Origin of the sequence: Anoxybacillus amylolyticus (genome assembly GCF_001634285.1) — a bacterium.
Lineage (GTDB): Bacteria > Bacillota > Bacilli > Bacillales > Anoxybacillaceae > Anoxybacteroides > Anoxybacteroides amylolyticum.
Genome location: NZ_CP015438.1, coordinates 202,344 through 221,439, shown reverse-complemented (window position 1 = coordinate 221,439; position 19,096 = coordinate 202,344). Strand labels below are relative to the sequence as shown.

Annotated in this window: 19 protein-coding genes; 1 reads left to right on the top strand and 18 read right to left on the bottom strand. The window is 42.2% G+C overall.

What is annotated here, in order from left to right; translation table 11 throughout:
- Positions 1-39: 39 nt before the first annotated feature.
- The 17 genes from GFC30_RS01155 to GFC30_RS01075 form a co-directional block, all read right to left on the bottom strand.
- The gene (locus tag GFC30_RS01155; RefSeq protein ID WP_066326999.1) at positions 40-828 is read right to left on the bottom strand and encodes an MBL fold metallo-hydrolase; all 789 of its coding nucleotides are present in this window, start codon (positions 826-828) and stop codon (positions 40-42) included.
- An 8-nt stretch (positions 829-836) separates the two neighbouring features.
- Positions 837-1,622: a two-component system regulatory protein YycI gene (locus GFC30_RS01150; protein WP_066322360.1), complete on the bottom strand. Its 786-nt coding sequence runs from the start codon at positions 1,620-1,622 to the stop codon at positions 837-839.
- Entirely contained in the window at positions 1,609-2,955 is a 1,347-nt protein-coding gene (locus tag GFC30_RS01145) for a YycH family regulatory protein (RefSeq protein ID WP_066322356.1), read from the bottom strand. Before GFC30_RS01145 ends, GFC30_RS01150 begins: the two co-directional genes overlap by 14 nt.
- A complete protein-coding gene (gene walK / locus GFC30_RS01140) occupies positions 2,936-4,768 on the bottom strand; it encodes a cell wall metabolism sensor histidine kinase WalK (RefSeq protein ID WP_066322353.1) in 1,833 nt (610 codons plus the stop codon). The genes GFC30_RS01145 and walK overlap by 20 nt, the downstream gene beginning before the upstream one ends.
- 10 nt (positions 4,769-4,778) lie before the next feature.
- Positions 4,779-5,489, bottom strand: coding sequence for a response regulator YycF (yycF, locus tag GFC30_RS01135; RefSeq protein ID WP_066322351.1), 711 nt, complete (start codon positions 5,487-5,489; stop codon positions 4,779-4,781).
- A gap of 196 nt (positions 5,490-5,685) precedes the next feature.
- Positions 5,686-6,972 (bottom strand): adenylosuccinate synthase, encoded by a 1,287-nt coding sequence (locus tag GFC30_RS01130; protein ID WP_066322349.1) that lies wholly within the window; start codon positions 6,970-6,972, stop codon positions 5,686-5,688.
- Between the two features lie 141 nt (positions 6,973-7,113).
- Complete coding sequence (gene dnaB / locus GFC30_RS01125; RefSeq protein WP_066322348.1) at positions 7,114-8,478, bottom strand: replicative DNA helicase; 1,365 nt, start codon at positions 8,476-8,478, stop codon at positions 7,114-7,116.
- A 92-nt stretch (positions 8,479-8,570) separates the two neighbouring features.
- The gene (rplI, locus tag GFC30_RS01120; protein ID WP_066322345.1) at positions 8,571-9,020 is read right to left on the bottom strand and encodes a 50S ribosomal protein L9; all 450 of its coding nucleotides are present in this window, start codon (positions 9,018-9,020) and stop codon (positions 8,571-8,573) included.
- Positions 9,017-10,990 carry a DHH family phosphoesterase gene (locus GFC30_RS01115; RefSeq protein WP_066322342.1) on the bottom strand — a complete coding sequence of 658 codons (1,974 nt, stop codon included), beginning with the start codon at positions 10,988-10,990 and terminating at the stop codon, positions 9,017-9,019. Before GFC30_RS01115 ends, rplI begins: the two co-directional genes overlap by 4 nt.
- Positions 10,991-11,022: 32 nt before the next feature.
- Positions 11,023-11,952 (bottom strand): YybS family protein, encoded by a 930-nt coding sequence (locus GFC30_RS01110; RefSeq protein ID WP_066322340.1) that lies wholly within the window; start codon positions 11,950-11,952, stop codon positions 11,023-11,025.
- 60 nt (positions 11,953-12,012) lie between these two features.
- On the bottom strand, positions 12,013-12,249 hold the full coding sequence (gene rpsR, locus GFC30_RS01105; protein ID WP_027408127.1) for a 30S ribosomal protein S18: 237 nt from the start codon (positions 12,247-12,249) through the stop codon (positions 12,013-12,015).
- Positions 12,250-12,310: 61 nt separating this feature from the next.
- Positions 12,311-12,805, bottom strand: a complete 495-nt coding sequence (gene ssb, locus GFC30_RS01100; RefSeq protein ID WP_066322337.1) for a single-stranded DNA-binding protein — start codon at positions 12,803-12,805, stop codon at positions 12,311-12,313.
- 25 nt (positions 12,806-12,830) lie between these two features.
- Positions 12,831-13,118, bottom strand: coding sequence for a 30S ribosomal protein S6 (gene rpsF, locus GFC30_RS01095; protein WP_066322334.1), 288 nt, complete (start codon positions 13,116-13,118; stop codon positions 12,831-12,833).
- 105 nt (positions 13,119-13,223) lie between these two features.
- The gene (gene ychF, locus GFC30_RS01090; RefSeq protein ID WP_066322331.1) at positions 13,224-14,324 is read right to left on the bottom strand and encodes a redox-regulated ATPase YchF; all 1,101 of its coding nucleotides are present in this window, start codon (positions 14,322-14,324) and stop codon (positions 13,224-13,226) included.
- A 70-nt stretch (positions 14,325-14,394) separates the two neighbouring features.
- Complete coding sequence (locus GFC30_RS01085; RefSeq protein ID WP_066322326.1) at positions 14,395-16,404, bottom strand: molybdopterin-dependent oxidoreductase; 2,010 nt, start codon at positions 16,402-16,404, stop codon at positions 14,395-14,397.
- 21 nt (positions 16,405-16,425) lie between these two features.
- Positions 16,426-16,620: a DUF951 domain-containing protein gene (locus GFC30_RS01080; protein ID WP_066322324.1), complete on the bottom strand. Its 195-nt coding sequence runs from the start codon at positions 16,618-16,620 to the stop codon at positions 16,426-16,428.
- A gap of 12 nt (positions 16,621-16,632) precedes the next feature.
- The gene (locus GFC30_RS01075) at positions 16,633-17,490 is read right to left on the bottom strand and encodes a mechanosensitive ion channel family protein (RefSeq protein WP_409978504.1); all 858 of its coding nucleotides are present in this window, start codon (positions 17,488-17,490) and stop codon (positions 16,633-16,635) included.
- Between the two features lie 210 nt (positions 17,491-17,700).
- Here GFC30_RS01075 and yyaC point away from each other — a divergent pair, with 210 nt between their 5' ends.
- The gene (gene yyaC, locus GFC30_RS01070) at positions 17,701-18,321 is read left to right on the top strand and encodes a spore protease YyaC (RefSeq protein ID WP_066322315.1); all 621 of its coding nucleotides are present in this window, start codon (positions 17,701-17,703) and stop codon (positions 18,319-18,321) included.
- Between the two features lie 44 nt (positions 18,322-18,365).
- Here the strand turns inward: yyaC and GFC30_RS01065 are convergent, their stop codons facing one another.
- The gene (locus tag GFC30_RS01065; protein WP_066326993.1) at positions 18,366-19,067 is read right to left on the bottom strand and encodes a DUF554 domain-containing protein; all 702 of its coding nucleotides are present in this window, start codon (positions 19,065-19,067) and stop codon (positions 18,366-18,368) included.
- Positions 19,068-19,096 lie beyond the last annotated feature (29 nt).

Below are 19,096 nucleotides of genomic sequence, written 5' to 3'. Positions count from 1 at the left end.
CATTTTGGACACATTAGCCCATCTTTCCCAAAATGGCGCCTACACATACGCTAAGTCTGTCGGGATTTTCGGGTCGGTATCATAAAGAACGAATTGCTCCCCGACCGCAAACTCTCGATTAACCAATAGTTGTTCCACCGTCATACGCGCAAGCTCTTTCATATTGTTATCTTGGCTTAAGTGAGCTAAATAAATTCGCTTCGTTCGCTCCCCAATCACATCAGCAAGTGCTAGCGCTGCATCTTCATTCGACACATGACCAACGTCGCTCAAAATGCGGCGCTTAATGCTCCACGGATAAGGGCCCATCCGTAACATTTCGACATCGTGATTGCTTTCAAATACAAATACATCGGCATGTTCAATTGTCCGTTTCATCCGTTCACTTACATATCCTGTATCCGTCATTAACGCTAGCTTTTTTCCCTTGTGGTGAAAGACGTAAAACATCGGTTCAGCCGCATCATGAGAAACGCCGAACGATTCGACATCTATCCCACCAAACGACCGAACCGAGCCGGTTGGAAAGACAAATTTCTGGTCTGTCGGAATTTCACCAACCAATCCCTCCATTGCTTTCCATGTTTTCTCGTTTGCATAAATCGGCAGTTGGTATTTGCGGGCAATGACCCCCAACCCTTTAATATGATCACTATGCTCATGCGTCACTAAAATTGCCGTCACATCTTTTAGATGACGGCCAATTTGTTCAAAAAGTTGCTCGAGCTGCTTGCCGCTCAATCCTGCATCGACAAGTAGACGTTCTCTTTCTGTTTCCACATAAAAAGCATTCCCTGTACTTCCACTAGCAAGCACGCTAAATCGCATCATTCCACTCACTCCAACACGCTTCCTTCATCGTTAATAATTTGTCCTTCAAATGCATGAATAAAATAATCTTTCTTCCCATTTACTACTATATGCCATGTGGGTGTTAGCACTTGTGAAGCAGTAAACTGTACGAGCGCATAATACCCAAGTTCAATTGTTGTCACGCGATCACCAGGTTTTAAATAATCTTTTTTATACAGCGTTTCAATCGCTTTTATCGCTGGAATAATGTCTTGTTTTTTCTCGTATTTCTCTAAATCGTCTAACATCGTTTGCTCATACGAAACCACTTCTTTTTTGTCGTTCAAATGCAATAAAAGCATGCTGCTGACGTTTTTATAAATCATTTTATTTCCATATGTTTGAAAGCAAACGATTGTTCGTGATTTCTCGTCAAACGTCCAAAAAGCATACTCTTTCCCATTAATAATGTTTTTCTTCAAAAATTCATTTAAGCTATAGGGATCTTTCACATCGGCAATCGCTATCGGATGAATAAACACTGACTGCAATACCGACTGATTGCTCGTCGAAATTTTTTGGTTTGCTAATTTCTCTGTTTCTTGCCGAGTGAAAATTTTGCTTTTGCCACTTACGTACGATGCTTTTGTCACTTCTTTCGGAATATCCACATACGTAATCCCGTTTGCCTCTAACTGTTCTTCAATCGTTGTTTCTAAAATGACATCCAGCTGGCTACTATTTCGCTTTTGCACAAATTGATAGCCTAAAAAAAGGTCGAGGATAAGGAACGTAATGATAAAAATAGTTTTCGTCTTACTCCAATCCACCGGCTCCCCCTCCTCGTCCTCCGGTTGTTTCTGTTAACGAAATCGGTTTCCAAGTCCCATTATATAGACAAAACCATGCTGGTTCCAAAATAATAACCTTTCCTTTTCCTTGTTCTTTCACTAGTTTGTATCCAAGCGCAATGCCATCCACTAATACCTTTCGAAATCCTTTTTGTTTTTCCAGTTGTTTTATCACTTCTTGGCCAGACCATACTTTTGTCGATACGCTCACACGGTCAGGAATTTCTAAGCGGAACAACGGACGCTGATATTTATTGACCTCGTTCGTTCCCCATATTTGAATAATTTCCGACATTCCATAATCATTAAAGACAGGGTAGTTATTTGCATAAAGCCTAAAAACGACTTTCCGCTTTTCTTGGTCCCATTCCGCAAAATGGTACATATCGGTCCAACCGCCATGTTCGTTCACGAAATCAATACTTTTTTGAATTAATGCCGCGCTATCTTCGCTTGGTGAGCCTTCTGTATTTTTCGCCGCTGGATTTACATATAGCAGCAACTTTTGCAGAAAGTTCACATCCATTAATCTTGACCCGTCGGTATATTCCTCGCCAAATGCTAATACATCTTTTTTTACAAAACTAGGGTCGCTAAATAGCGCTTCTTTAAATTTATCTGGATCGAGCTCATCTGTATAATATTGTAGCCGGCTCATCATCATTTCTTTTTCCGGCAAAAAAAACGCCTTCGTTTCGCTCACGTTATAGGCTAAATAGCGCGGAAATTTTTCAGCCTTTTCGTAAAACTGATTAATTTCTCCTAATGACACATCACTCACGGTCGCTTTATACACTCTGCGATGATCGGTCGAAACAAAATAAGCAATAAGCCCTTGATTTTTTCCGATTGGAATAACAATCGTATTAAAACTAACCCCGTCCATCCCTTTATCGTCAATTTGGAAAAGATCACGGAAAATATTCATTGGGATATCATCGGGATAAATGATTTCGATCGCTTCTTTCCGATGGACAAACGATGAAAAATCTTCTTTGGAGATAGTGGACGAAATGTTTTCGAAATCATCAAACGTCCATTTTTTCATCTCTTTGAGAAGCTTCGTCATATCCCCTTCATCTATCATCCCATAGTGCGCATCATTTTTATGAATGATAATTTGTGAAGGACGGACGATCATGGATGTTTCCACTTGGGTGTTGCTAATCGATACGTTTTGAATATATTCATCTGTTTGAATCGCATCATACTGCGGATGATACGTCCACAATTCCCACGTAAACGCAATGCTTGTCAACACTAAAAACGTTAACAAAATCGTTTTCGCTGTCTCATACTTCATCCCATTCATCCTCTTGTATTCGTTCAAATGGCAATGTAAAGAAAATCGTCGTTCCTTTATTTTCTTGGCTTCGGGCCCAAATTCTTCCCCCATGGGCGACGACTACTTCTTTTGCGATCGCTAGCCCTAATCCTGTTCCTCCAAGTTTTCGTGATCGTGCTTTATCAACACGGTAAAATCGCTCAAATACTTTTGATAAATCTGATTTAGGAATGCCAACCCCTTCATCGGTGACGCTGACTAAAATTTCATCGCTTAACTCTTTCACACGAAACGTAATATTTCCACCGTGCGGAGAATATTTTAAAGCGTTCGAGATAATATTATCAAGCACTTGTGTAATTTTATCTTCGTCAATTTCAATAAAAATCGCTTCATCCGGTATTTTGCGAATGAATGTAATATTTTCATTTTTCGTTAGCTCAAATCGGTCAATGACCTGGTGAAAGTAGCGGGAAAAATTGACCCATGATTTGCTTAATTTATAATCTTTGCTATCTAGTTTTGAAAGCTGTAATAAGTCATTTACAAGCCGAATCATTCGTTCGGTTTCTGTTTGTGCTACTTCAATAAACCTTGGCGCAATTGTTTCATCTCTCCACAAACCTTCTCCAAGCGCCTCTAAATAGCTTTTCATCGTCGTTAACGGCGTCCGAAGTTCATGTGAAACATTGGCGACGAACTCTCGCCGCTCTTGGTCAATTTTCTCTTGCTCTGTTATATCATGAAGCACGACAATCAACCCGTTGACAAAGCCCGTTTCTTTTTGAATGACGGACAAAGAAGCGCGCAAAACATATAATTCTTCTTCGGTACTAAAATCTAAAATGAGCGAATCGCGCTCCTCAATTAACGTTTCAAACGTATATTGCCCTTCTAACCCCAATACATCGATAATCGAACTAGAAAGCACTGTTTCACGTGAAACATTTAAAATGTTTAACGCAGCATCATTAATTAAAATGATGTTGCCACGCCGATCGGTAGCGATGACCCCATCGGTCATATGGGTAAGCACAAGTGCCAATTTCCGCCGTTCCCCTTCGGTAGTTGCTTGTGCCTCTTGCAACTTTTTCGTTAAGTTATTAAATGTCATCGCTAATTGCCCGATTTCATCGTACCCGTACACTTTTACTTTTCGGGAGAAATTTCCTTTTGCCATCGCGAGCGCCTGTTTTCGCATATCGGAAATCGGGCGAGTAATCGTACGAGATAAAAAGATTCCTAATACTGCCGTAATTGCTAATGCAATTCCTGTCCCTGTGGCAAAAATCATATTGATTTGCTTCATTTGGGAAAAAACGTTTTCCATCGACGCAATGACATAAATAGCCCCTTTAATCTCGCCATTTAGTTTTACTGGCGTCGAAGAAATATACATCCGATGGCCTGTCTTCGGATCAATTAACGTTCGGTCGACAACTTCCCCTGTCACAAGCGCTCGCTTGACAAAAATTTCGGTCGTCCGCTTCCCTACGATGTTTTGCATATATGGATTCGATGTCGCCAATACTTTTCCTTTATCATCAATGACGCGAACTTCCGAAATATCTTGCGAAATAAAATCGTGAAGCAGCGAGCGAATTTCTTCTTCTAACGTCGGGTCTTTTTTGTCATCTCGCTCTTTGCTCATCGCTTGCTCCACATTATACGCAAGTAGCGTTACTCGTTCATTCAAGGAATTTTTGAAGTTTTGGACGAGTTGTGTTTCTAATTCCCGAACAAAATACACGCCAATAATTTGCATCGCTACAAGAATAAGCAGTACGTAAATCAACACAAATTTAAAATGAATGGAACGAAAAGGTCCTACTTTTTTCATGCTGTTTCTTTTACTCCTGTTCTGGATTACGTAAATAATAGCCGACGCCTCGACGTGTCACGATCCATGCCGGATGGGAAGGATTGTCTTCAATTTTTTCCCGCAAACGGCGAACCGTTACGTCTACTGTGCGAACGTCCCCATAATAGTCGTATCCCCATACAGTTTGTAACAAATGCTCCCTTGTCATCACTTGTCCAATATGTTTGGCCAAATAATGAAGCAGCTCAAATTCGCGATGGGTTAATTCGATCGTTTCTCCCCTCTTTAGCACAATGTATGCATCAGGGCGAATGACGAGCGATCCAACCACGATTTCGCTCATATCATTTGCTTCGTCTTGTGCGCCTGCTGTTGGCTGATGGCGGCGCAAGTTCGCTTTGACACGCGCAAGCAACTCTCTTGTGCTGAACGGCTTCGTTACGTAATCGTCTGCACCCAATTCAAGGCCAAGCACTTTATCAATCTCCGAGTCTTTCGCTGTCAGCATAATAATCGGCATATCGTATTTTTTCCGCACTTCGCGGCATACTTCCATACCGTCTTTTTGCGGGAGCATAATGTCGAGTAAAATCAAATCAGGAACATGTTCTTCCACTTTTTGCAGCGCTTCGACGCCATCGTAAGCGCAAATAACTTCATATCCTTCTCTTTGCAAATTAAATTGCAAAATATCCGCAATCGGTTTTTCATCATCAACTACAAGAATTCGTTTCTCCATCTGATTGTACATCCTTCCTTCTTTGATGGATTACTATTTCGGGGGCAAACGACAATCACGTTTCCCCTGCATTCAAAAAAAGCGTATATATTAATAATGTACCATGTTATGAGCGCGAATTCACTTATTACCGATTACCAGCAATAAAAGAAAAGCATAGACACCTGTTTGTGCCTATGCTTTCTTTTTGCTTTTCTTATGCGTATACGCTACGGATGATGTTTGTTTGCGAGCGGTCTGGACCGACAGAGAAAATAGAGAGCGGAATGCCCGTTAATTGAGAAATTCGCTCTACATAGTGTCGAGCGTTTGCTGGTAGCTCATCTAAACTTTTGACGCCTGTAATGTCTTCCGTCCATCCAGGAAGCTCTTCATATACCGGCTCACATTCTGCCAATACTTTCAAGCTTGCTGGAAATTCTTCGATGATTTGTCCTTTATAGCGGTACGCTACACAAATTTTTAACGTTTCAATTCCTGTTAACACGTCAATCGAGTTTAATGATAAGTCTGTAATGCCGCTCACCCGGCGAGCGTGACGGACAACGACGCTGTCGAACCAACCAACACGCCGTGGACGTCCTGTCGTCGTTCCGTATTCCCGACCTACTTCGCGAATGCGATCGCCAATTTCATTATGCAATTCTGTCGGGAACGGACCGTCGCCGACGCGCGTAGTATATGCTTTCGCCACTCCTACGACATGCTTAATTTTCGTCGGACCGACCCCTGAACCGATAGTCACACCGCCAGCGACTGGATTCGATGACGTAACGAATGGATACGTTCCTTGGTCGATATCCAACATGACACCTTGCGCCCCTTCAAACAAGACACGTCGCCCTTCATCTAGCGCACTATTCAGCACAACGGACGTATCGCATACGTATTTCGCGATTTGTTGCCCGTATTCATAATACTCTTGTAAAATGTCTTCGAGCTTAAATCCTTCCACACCATATACTTTTTCAAACAAAACGTTCTTTTCTTGTAAGTTACGAGCAAGCTTTTCTTCAAACACTTCGCGGTCTAATAAATCGACAATGCGAATCCCTATGCGAGCTGCTTTATCCATATATGCTGGGCCAATTCCTTTTTTCGTCGTTCCGATTTTATTTGCACCTTTCCGCTCTTCTTCTACTTCGTCCAATTTGAGATGGTATGGCAAAATGACGTGAGCGCGATTGCTAATGCGTAAATTGTCCGTAGAAACGCCCCGTTCGTGTAAATATTGCAACTCAGCAACGAGCGCTTTCGGATCAACGACCATTCCGTTTCCGATGACACATATTTTATCTTTATAAAAAATTCCGGATGGAATAAGATGCAATTTATATTTTTCTCCATTAAAAACAATCGTATGTCCTGCGTTATTTCCACCTTGATAGCGTGCAATTACTTCTGCATTTTCGGATAAGAAATCCGTAATTTTTCCCTTTCCTTCATCGCCCCATTGTGCCCCAACAACGACTACTGAAGACATGGCGAGCACCTCCGCTTTCCTCGATATAAACATAGTAAGTGTAGCACTTTTATTCACTAAAGTCAATAAAACACGAACATTAAATAGGTATTTATCATATTTTATTCGTATACAAAAAAACGCGCTCGAAGCGAGAGCACGTTAAGCACCTGGAGGGATTTGCGTATCATCAAATCGTCGCTCTAGGTTGACGAATTTATTATATTCTTTAATAAAGGCTAACTGGACGGTTCCCACTGGACCGTTCCGTTGCTTAGCAATGATGATTTCAATAATATTTTTATTTTCCGAGTCTTTGTCATAGTAATCATCGCGATATAAAAACGCGACAATATCTGCATCTTGCTCAATGCTTCCCGATTCACGAATATCGGACATCATCGGGCGTTTATCTTGGCGCTGCTCTACGCTACGCGATAGCTGCGATAGAGCGATGACAGGCACTTCTAATTCCCGAGCGAGCGCTTTTAACGAACGGGAAATTTCTGATACTTCTTGCTGGCGATTTTCACGATTTCTTCCGCTTCCTTGAATAAGCTGTAAATAGTCAATCAACACCATGCCAAGCCCGCTTTCTTGTTTGAGGCGGCGGCATTTTGCCCGAATTTCACTGACGCGAATACTTGGCGTATCATCGATATAAATGCCCGCATTGGATAAACTCCCCATCGCCATCGTTAACTTTCCCCAGTCTTCTGGCGTTAGTTTACCTGTCCGCAAATTTTGCGCATTAATGTTTCCTTCTGCGCAAAGCATCCGCATCACAAGTTGCTGCGCGCTCATTTCTAAGCTAAAAATCGCCACGTTTTCATTTGTTTTCGTCGCTACATTTTGCGCAATATTAAGGGCAAACGCCGTTTTCCCGACAGAAGGGCGAGCAGCGACAATAATTAAATCGCTTCGTTGAAAACCAGCGGTCATGCGATCTAATTCGGTAAAGCCGGTCGGGATTCCTGTAATTTCTCCTTTTCGGTTGTGAAGCATTTCGATATTATCATACGCTTGCACGAGCACGTCTTTAATGTTTTGAAACGCCCCAGAATGCTTCCGCTGCGAAATCTCCATAATTTTCTTTTCTGCTTCATTTAGCAGCACATCGACTTCATCTTCGCGCGTATAGCTGTCTTGGGCGATCGATGTCGCGGTGCGGATGAGGCGGCGAAGTACTGATTTTTCTTCCACAATTCGCGCATAATATTCGACGTTTGCAGCGGTTGGGACAGAATCGGCGAGTTCGCTTAAATAGGAAACGCCCCCTACTTCTTCAAGCGCTTTCGCATCGGCCAACTCAGCTGTAACGGTTACTAAGTCCACCGGTTCCCCTTTATCGGCTACTTTCAACATCGCATGGAAAATTTTTTGGTGTGCGGCGCGGTAAAAATCTTCTGGGATTAAAATTTCCGAAGCTAATGTTAAAGCAGATGCATCAAGGAAAATCGCTCCTAATACTGCCTGCTCTGCTTCGATGTTTTGCGGCGGAATGCGTTCTGTAAATAAATCGTCCATCGTATTCACCACCTTTTCAATCATCTAAAACGCCATCATAAGAAAAATGTGATTATATGAGGAAGCCCCCATAAAATCACATTTTCTACGGACTACTTTTGCTCGCTTACATGCACTTTTAATGTGGCCGTTACTTCCGGATGAAGCTTCACTGGCACATTTGTATAACCTAAAGCGCGAATGGCATCTTCTAATTCAATTTTGCGCTTATCAATTTTCACGCCATGCTGAGCTTGCAGCGCTTCGGCAATTTGTTTGCTTGTAATCGAACCAAATAAGCGACCACCTTCGCCTGCTTTCGCAAACAGCTGAACTGTCAATTTTTCTAACTGCTCTTTCAACTGTTTCGCCTTCGCCAATTCTTCTTCTGCTTGGCGTTTTTCTTTATTTTTTTGCGCTTCAAGCGCTTTTAAGTTAGCTGGTGTTGCTTCTATTGCCAACCCTTGCTTTAAAAGGAAGTTTTGTGCATATCCATCGGCTACGTTTTTAATCTCCCCTTTTTTTCCTTTCCCTTTCACATCTTTTAGAAAAATCACTTTCATGATTTTTTCCCTCCTTCTAAGTACTCATCAATGGCAACACGCAATCGCCGTTCTGCCTCATCAATGGTCACATTGGAAAGCTGCGCAGCAGCATTCGTTAAATGCCCCCCTCCGCCTAAACTTTCCATAATGACTTGGACGTTAATATCGCCTAACGAGCGGGCACTGATGCCGATTGTCTCGTCTGTTCGTTTGGAAATGACAAAGGAAGCAACTACGCCGCTGAGCGTCAACAGTGTATCTGCGGCTTGTGCAATTAACACTTGATCATATGCTTCATTCGGATTTCCTTTTGCAATGGCGATTCCTTTTGCACTAATAGAAGCTTTTTCAATGATTTTCGCTCGTTTTACATAACTCGCAATATTTTCTTTCAACAGTTTTTGTACTAACACCGTATCCGCACCTTGAGCCCGCAGATAAGAAGCCGCATCAAATGTACGTGAACCGGTGCGGAATGTGAAGCTCTTTGTATCGACGACAATCCCCGCCAGTAAAGCAGTCGCCTCTAACATTGTCAGCTTGGCTCGCTGCGGCTGGTATTCAAGCAATTCAGTTACTAATTCTGACGTCGAGGAAGCATATGGTTCCATATAGACGAGAAGTGGATTCTCAATAAATTCTTCGCCACGGCGATGGTGGTCAATGACGACAATATGGTCGGTACGGAAAATCAATTTTTCCTCAATCACTAACGACGGTCGGTGCGTATCGACGATGACAAGCAACGTATCGTCTGTCATGACTTCTAGTGCTTGTTCCGGCTTAATAAACCGTGACCATAGCTCGGGATAGTTTTTAACTTCTTCAATAAGGCGCTGTGCTCCGGCATCGATTCGGTTCGTATCGAGCACGATAAACCCTTCTTTTTGATTGAGCTGCGCCATTTTTAAAATTCCAATTGCCCCGCCCAATGCGTCCATATCTGGATATTTATGTCCCATCACCATTACTTTATCGCTGTCGACAATTAATTCTTTTAACGCATGGGAGATGACGCGCGCTCGCACCCGCGTGCGCTTTTCAATCGGATTTGTTTTTCCTCCGTAAAATTTCACTTTTCCATTTGCTTGTTTAATAGCAACTTGATCCCCGCCGCGCCCGAGCGCCAAATCTAAGCTTGATTGCGCAAGCGCCCCTAGTTCTGGGAACGAAGGCGCGCCCGTACCCATTCCGATGCTTAGCGTCAATTGAATATTATTTTTCATCGTTTGTTCGCGCACTTCATCTAAAATAGAAAATTTACTTTTTTCTAATTGTTGTAAAATTTTCTCATTCAATATAGCGACAAACCGATCAGATGATGTTCTTTTTAAAAACATCCCATAGTCATTCGCCCATTTGTTTAATATGGACGTCACTTGGCTGTTCAGTTGGCTTTTCGCTTGATCGTCCATTCCTTGCGTAATTTCATCATAATTATCAAGGAAAATAATACCTAACACAACCCGCTCTGCCTCGTATTGTTTTTCAATCTCCACTTGGTCGGTGACATCAAAAAAGTAAAGGAGCTTTTCTTCCCGCTTAATGACCACTTTAAACTTTCGGTCGTGAATGTCGATTAATTCTGTATCGCTTTCTTGTTTCAGAACAGGAATTAACTGTTCCGCCACATCATATAATGAACGACCGACTAACGTCTGCTCTCCAAAGCAAGACGTTAAAAAAAAGTTCGTCCATTCAATAACATAGTCATCATTAATCAACATAATTCCAATTGGCATTTCCATTAGTGCTTCTTCGCCCACTTTTTTCAAGCGATGCGATAGTTGGGAAATATGCTGTTCAATTTCAACATGTAGCTTCCGCTGTGAGCGTATAACATAATAAACAACAAATAAGAGGAGCAAAAGATTGGCTAACCCCAATATCCATTGAAAATATGCCAATAACGCAAGCGAGAGAAAAGAAACGGCAAGCAATGCATAAAGAGGGTAGCGATATGCCTTTTTTTTGTAAAAATGAGACATTTATGTCAGCTCCTAAATCATCATTCTTTCGCCTATTGAACACGTTTTCGCAATTCAAATCCTAAATCAATTATACCTAATATCGCGATAAGATAAAGTAAAAAAGGGACAAACAAGCAAACTATTGTTCCAGCAACGACAATTCCTTTCGCAATTTGTTTACGATACGCGAGATAGTAAAGAAACGAAAAACCTTGAATGGCAAATAAAAGCTGTAATACATAATATAAATTGATGACCACAATAAACGCAAACGTCCCTTGTTCTAACGGAAAAAAGGTAGCGATTAGCACGAGCAAATAATACCACACTAACTGCCTTGGCAACATTAACTGGCGAAACGGTGGCCACGTTCCAACAGATAACTTTAACCGTTTTAGAATCGGAACAGAAACGATGATCGTCAAATAAGCAAATGCAAGGGCAGCAATCACGAATAACGTTGGCGTAACATATTTGATTACCCTCAATCCTTGCTCAAAACGAGCAATGGTTTCCTCCGGCAGCTTTTTCCCTGCACTTTCCATTACTTGCACAGCGGTGTGAAAAGAATCGCTTAGCATGGAAAGAGTTTGAGCAATGATATCGAGTTCGAAAAATTTTATAGATATGACATAATTTATAACTATATTCACTAAAAAAGCAACAGTCGCGGCTGCTAATACGGCATACTGATTTTTTTGTTTTGCTAACAATGCACCGATGACAATTCCACTCGTTCCAAACATAACAGCAGCAAAAGCAGATAATAAGGTGCTAATAACCGTTGAAACGATGACAGCGGCAGTTAATAACACAAGAGCTGACCGGTAGCCGTGCCGCATCGTAAAAACGATAAAAGGGAGCGGTAAAAATAAGCTAATGATCATCCCAAACAACGGCACGTATACTGAGGCTAAAAACAACACAATAAAAATGGCAAGCTGAATCGCTGCTTCTGTCAGCGCATATGTATTTCTCACATCCTACCCTCCTCGTATAAAAAAAGCAGTAAGGCTTCGTCCCCCTTACTGCTTTTCGTCTTATTCACCTGCTACGTATGGTAATAATGCCATTTGACGAGCGCGTTTGATTGCAACTGTTAATTTCCGCTGATATTTTGCGCTTGTACCAGTCACACGGCGAGGCAAAATTTTTCCACGCTCAGAAATAAATTTCTTTAATGTATCGACATCTTTATAGTCGATATGCGTAATTCCGTTCGCTGTGAAGTAGCAAACTTTCCGACGTTTTGCACGTCCGCCTTTACGTCCTGCCATCTGTTATCCTCCTTCCTTTTTTTAAAATAATGATATTAGAAACGGTTATCACGTTCAATAATTAAAAAGGCAAGTCGTCATCCGAGATGTCGATCGGTTGCCCATCATGAGCAAACGGATCTTCATCAATGCGACTGAAATTTTGATCAGGCGTGTGTCGTTGGTTCTGATTTTGTCCAAATGGATATGGCTCCCCGTAGTAGCCACCTGTTGCTGTACCACGTTGTTCTGTGCTACCTCTCGGTTCAAGAAATTGAACACTATCAGCAACCACTTCGGTTACGTACACACGTTTTCCGTCTTGACCTTCATAACTTCTCGTTTGCAACCGTCCGTCCACACCAGCTAAACTTCCTTTTTTCAAGAAATTAGCGACATTTTCTGCAGGACGGCGCCAAACGACGCAGTTAATGAAATCTGCTTCGCGCTCACCCTGTTGGTTTGTAAACGGGCGATTGACCGCTAACGTAAATGTGGCAACAGCAACCCCATTTGGAGTATAGCGCAATTCTGGGTCTCTTGTAAGTCGCCCTACAAGAATTACGCGATTAATCATCAGAACCACTCCTTAAACATCGGAATTATTCTTCCTCTTTTACGACAATGTGACGAATGATGTCTTCGCTAATTTTCGCTAAACGGTCAAATTCTTGTACCGCTTTTGGTTGAGACATCACGTTCACGATCATGTAGTAACCGTCACGGAAATCCTTGATTTCATATGCTAAACGACGTTTACCCCATTCTTTTACGCTCGTAATTTCCGCACCATTTTCTGTTAAAATGTTGTTAAAACGCTCAACAACTACTTTCCGACCTTCATCGTCGATATTTGGGCGGATAATGTACATGATTTCGTATTTTCTCACTGTCCGTCACCTCCTTTTGGTCTAAACGGCTCTATAAAAGAGCAAGGAGCAATATGCATTACTCACATTTTCTGATTATACCATGATAAAATGACCGATGCAATACTACACATTAAAACGGAAATGCATAATATCGCCGTCTTGCACTTCGTACTCTTTTCCTTCTAATCGTACTTTCCCAGCTTCACGGGCTGCTGCCATCGAACCGCAAGCCAATAAATCATCAAAAGAAACTGTTTCTGCGCGAATAAACCCTCGTTCAAAATCGGAATGAATAATGCCAGCACATTGCGGCGCTTTCATTCCTTTACGGAATGTCCAAGCGCGCACCTCTTGTTCTCCAGCCGTAAAATACGTAGCCAATCCTAACAAGCTGTACGCTGCGCGAATAAGTTGGTCTAGTCCCGATTGTTTAATGCCTAGTTCTTGTAAAAACATTTGTTTTTCTTCTTCGTCGAGCTGGGCAATTTCTTCTTCCACTTTCGCACATACGACGATTACTTCCGCATTGTCGCTTTTTGCAAACTCCCGCACTTGTTGAACGTAAGGGTTCGCATCTGGATTAGCTAAATCTTCTTCGCCTACATTCGCTACATATAACATCGGCTTAATGGTTAGCAAATGGAGATGTTTTACAACTTTCATTTCTTCTTCCGTAAACGACAACGTGCGCGCTGCTTTTCCCGCTTCAAACGTTTCTTTTAATCGAACGAGAATGTCATGCTCGAACATGGATTCTTTATCTTTTTGCTTCGCCATCTTTCCAACGCGGTCCATGCGCTTTTCCACCGTTTCGAGGTCCGCCAAAATTAGTTCTAAGTTAATCGTTGCAATGTCGGAAAGTGGGTCGACTTTTCCAGCGACATGGGTAATATTTTCGTCGGAGAAGCAGCGAACGACTTGGCAAATCGCATCGACTTGGCGAATATGGGATAAAAACTTATTTCCTAGTCCTTCTCCTTTACTCGCTCCTTTGACAATGCCTGCAATATCGGTGAATTCAAATACTGTCGGTACTGTACGTTTTGGTTTTACAAGCTCTGTTAATTTTTTTAATCGTTCATCAGGAACTTCAACTATTCCTACGTTCGGCTCAATCGTACAAAACGGATAATTCGCAGACTCCGCGCCTGCTTTTGTAATCGCATTAAATAACGTCGATTTTCCGACGTTCGGTAAACCGACGATTCCTGCTGTTAATCCCATTTTTCCACTCCTCTTTCACCGTCAAATCTTTTCTCATTATAGATATTAAAAAATAAAATGACAAGCACGTTCATTCGTTTATTTTCTCGATATTTACTAGACAATCATACAACGTACTTCCTTGACCGTTGTCTGATTCACGATCCGATGTCAATACATTGACGCTTCCCCCAAATTTCCCCCATTGCCCTTCATCGATATTTATTGTTTTCGCATGAGCATTCGGTAAAATTTTCACGATACCAGAAAGCTCACCGCGGTCATTAAAAATTCTTACACGGTCACCGTCTACTAGTCGTTTTTCATCTGCAATATCCCTAGATATTTCGATTTTGATCGATTGCAGCGATTCGATTAAATGGTAATGCTGCGAATGATTCGAGCGCAGCGGATGAATCGTTAATAACCGATACGGGTACTTTTTGACCATTTCAGGATTCGTTAGTTCTGATTCAGACGGATACGCAAGACGCAATTTCCCATCCCTTCCTTTTTGGGGAGCTACTAGCGAGGTAAACTCGTACTTTCCGCTCGGCGTTTGAAAACGGTAATCTGACCAAGGCACTGCCTTTACCGGCAATAGCATACGTTTTTCCTGTCTTAGGGCTTCAAGGGTAATTCCATGTTTCTCTAGACCGCGTAAGCCCATTGCTAAAAATTCTTCTCGCGAAAAAGCAAAGTCTTTACCGAATCCTAATCGTTCAGCTAGTTGCGTCCAAATCCAAAGCTCCGGCTTCGCTTTCCCTGGAGGCGCAACAAGCGCTGGACCGTAATTAACGTAGGCATGATACATGGACGAATAATAAATGTCTTCCTCTTCAAATACGGTTGTCGTCGGCAACACATAATCTGCTGCTTCGGCTGTATCGGTCATAAACTGTTCGAGCACAACGACCGTTTCGACCGATTGAAACGCTTTTTTCACAACATTCGTATTTGGTACTTGTGTGAGGGGATTGCCGCACGTCACGATAATCATTTTAATTTCTGGGTCGGTTGCTTGTAAAATTCCTTCTGCTTGTTTCATCATCGTAAAAGTACGCGAAGCGGTTTTTCGTTCAGGCAACGTTAACTCCTCCAACGAAAAACTTTGTCCAACTTGCAAGTTACCAAAATTCGCACCGCCCCCTGGAATACCAACATTTCCGCTCATCGCCACGAGCGCATCAATAAGACGAATCGTATTGCCACCGTTTGCATATCGCTGCATGCCAAGCCCTAAATAAGTCATCGTTGGGCGATCTCCGTAAAGGCGAGCGAGCCACGTCATCGTCTCCCGTTCTACACCAGTCAGCCGTTCGATTTCTTCGAGCGTAATGGTTTTTAACAACGCTTTGATGTCCACAAATCCGAATGTATAGTTTTCAATAAAAAAACGATCTTCTAGCCCTAACCGCAATAGTTCTTTCATGACGCCAATCGCTAAAAATCCATCCATACCAGGAGCAATCGATACGTATTTATCGGCGATTTGTGCGGTTTGATTATAGATTGGGTCAATTACTACTAATGTCGTTCCTTGTTTTTTTACCGCTTTTAGGTGTTGAAACAAATGCATATTCGTCCGCGCGACATTTCGTCCCCAAATAATGACATGCTTACTATGATAAATATCTTCAGGCGCATGGCTATACGCATTTCCAAAATCCCACGTTTGTGCTTCAATTCCCGCTCCCCAGCAAAGGCTTCCTGTCAACTCAGTCACTCCACCATAGCAGTTGAAAAAACGGCGAGCTAGATTGGATAACAGCCCACTATTAGCATAGTCATGGCTGTGAAGAACGGCCGTTGTTTTGGATTTCGTCCGAATTTCCGCCATTTTTTCTGCAATTTCATCCAATGCTTGTTCCCAAGAAATGCGAACAAATTGCCCATTTCTTTTTTTGAGCGGGTAAAGCAGTCGCTCCGATGAATTCGTGCGCGCTTCTAGCATTCGCCCACGTCCACAAATTTTTCCTTTCGTAATCGGATGTTCGTCATCACCATCAATTTTTACGACTTTCCCATGTTCAACCGTCACTTTTAGTCCACACGTATCCCAACAGTTTAATGGACAAGAAGAGATATGAACACCATCCATCCCCTTTCCCCCTTCTTTTCATTATTCCTCATGCTTTTCCAATACTTTTCTCAATTTACGAACAAATTCTCTGCGTGGCATTAACACACTATGTGCGCATCCCTCACATTTAATGCGGATGTCTGCCCCCATACGAATAATTTTCCAACGATTTGTCCCGCACGGATGGGGCTTTTTCATTTCGACAATATCTTGTAATCCAAACTCTTTCTCCATTGCTTCATCCTCCTAAGCATTAGTTGTCGCTTGGTTTGTTTCTTCTCGACGGTTATAAAGAACAAGACGCGGAAACGGAATTTCAATCCCATGTTCATCTAAACGAAGCTTAATTTCCTTGCGCAAAGCTCGCGCAATAAACGCATGGCGCATTGGCTTCGTTTCGCACGTCACGCGCATGACGACTTCTGAGTTTGTGAAATTTTGAATTCCTAACAATTCTGGCGGAGAAACGATATCTTCATACTTCGCTGGCAATTCCGCCAACAATTCGCGAATCACTTCCTCCGTTCGTTCAATATCCCCTTCGCAAGAAACGCTAACGTCTACTACTGCAACACTGTTATGCAAAGAAAAATTCGTCACTTGCGTAATCGTTCCGTTCGGAAGAATATGGACTTCTCCTGTCCAGCTTTTAATTTTTGTTACCCTTAACCCAATTTCCTCGACGTACCCTTCAAACGTACCAATTCGAACATAATCACCAACAGCAAATTGATCTTCAAAAATAATAAAAAACCCCGTAATAACATCTTTCACCAAACTTTGCGCCCCAAAACCGACAGCAAGCCCAACAATCCCAGCTCCAGCGAGTAGTGTACGAACTTCGACGCCAAACGTATCTAAAATCATCACAAACGCAATAAAATAAATCACGTACGTCACCACGTTATCAAGCAATCGTAACAACGTCGCCTCGCGCCGCTCGGAAATGCGGATCGGCGCCTTCTGACGCACTTTAAAAATATTATGGATAGCGATTTTTAATACTTTTGACGCAATCGCTGCAACGACGATAATCATGACCATCTTCACAATGCCTGTGCTTACTTTCACCCAAAACGCTTCATTCGTAAGAAACGCAAGCAGATGCTGATAAAACGTTTTGATGCTGTTCACTTTTTTTCTCACCTCGACATACGTTAAAATACTCTACTTTATGCATACCAATTATTTTATCAACACCTAGAGAAAAAAGGTAGCCTCCGCGCTCCAGAAGAAAAAGTGCAACCAATGTATATAATCCCTGTTTTTTCCGTATACTGTTTAATACTTTATTGGCTATTAGGAGTGAATAAGATGAGTTTATCACCCATTTTTTTTCAATCTAAAAATGAAAAAGAGCGCATTTTCTATGACGAACAAGGAGCAACCACTTTATTTGCCAGGCGTCTTTTATCATTACTTCCAACAACGGCAACAAAACCGCTCGCCATTGTTTGCATCGGAACTGACCGCTCAACAGGGGACGCGCTTGGTCCACTCGTCGGCACGATGTTAAAAGAAAAAAATGTCACGTATTTTCACGTATACGGAACGTTAGAAGAGCCTATCCATGCCGTAAATTTAGAAGAAAAAATTACTGCGATTCGCTCCATTCATGAAAATGCCTTTATGATTGCTGTCGACGCTTGTTTAGGACGATTGAAAAGCGTCGGAGCGATTACGATTGCCGAAGGGCCTGTCCGTCCTGGAGCTGGTGTAAATAAACAATTGCCACCGGTTGGCGATCTTCACATCACAGGCGTTGTCAACGTCAGCGGCTTTATGGAGTTTTTCGTTTTGCAAAATACACGTCTTCATTTAGTGATGAACATGGCGAAAACAATTGCCAATGGCATTTATGAGGCAGATCGTTATTTAAAGCGAAGAGATTATCTTCCTAGCAATTGGAGCAATGAACAATCTAATCCGCGATAAACGGGAAATCCCCTCTTGGTTTGCCAACAAGAAGGGATTTTTTATTATAAAATGTACATGATAACGACGATGAAGGCCGTGACAAGAATGCTCGGAAGCAAATTCGCTACGCGAACGGCAGTTATTCCAAGTAAATTGAGACCAATTGCTACAATTAAAATGCCGCCGGTCGCTGTTGATTCCGCAATAAACGAATTCATCAATCCTTTTGGCACGAATGTCTCAATTTGTGTCGCCAATAACGCAATCGTTCCTTCATAGAAAACAACAGGAAATGCGGAAAACAAGACACCGATGCCGAGCGTCGTTGTTAAAAGAATACTCGTAAAACCGTCAATGATCGATTTTGTATATAATACGCGATGGTCGCCACGCAACCCGCTGTCTAGAGCTCCGATAATCGCCATCGCACCGATGACAAATAGTAGCGTCGCCGCCACAAATCCTTTTGCAATCGCCCCTTGCTCTCGTCCTCCGATTTTTTGTTCTAACCAATAGCCGAGTCGATTCAATTGATGGTCCAAATCCCACAACTCTCCGAAAATGCCACCAAAAACAAGGCTGCAAATGACAACAAGAAACTGCTCGCTCTTTAGCGCCATTTGAATGCCTAATAACGTTACCGCAAGACCTATGCCGCTCATAACGGTTTCTTTCATTTTCTCTGGAATTCGATGAAACAATTTTCCAAGCAATGCACCGATAATAATACAAACTCCGTTCACAATCGTTCCTAATAAGGCCAACTCGTTCTCCCCTTTTCCAAAAAAAGAAA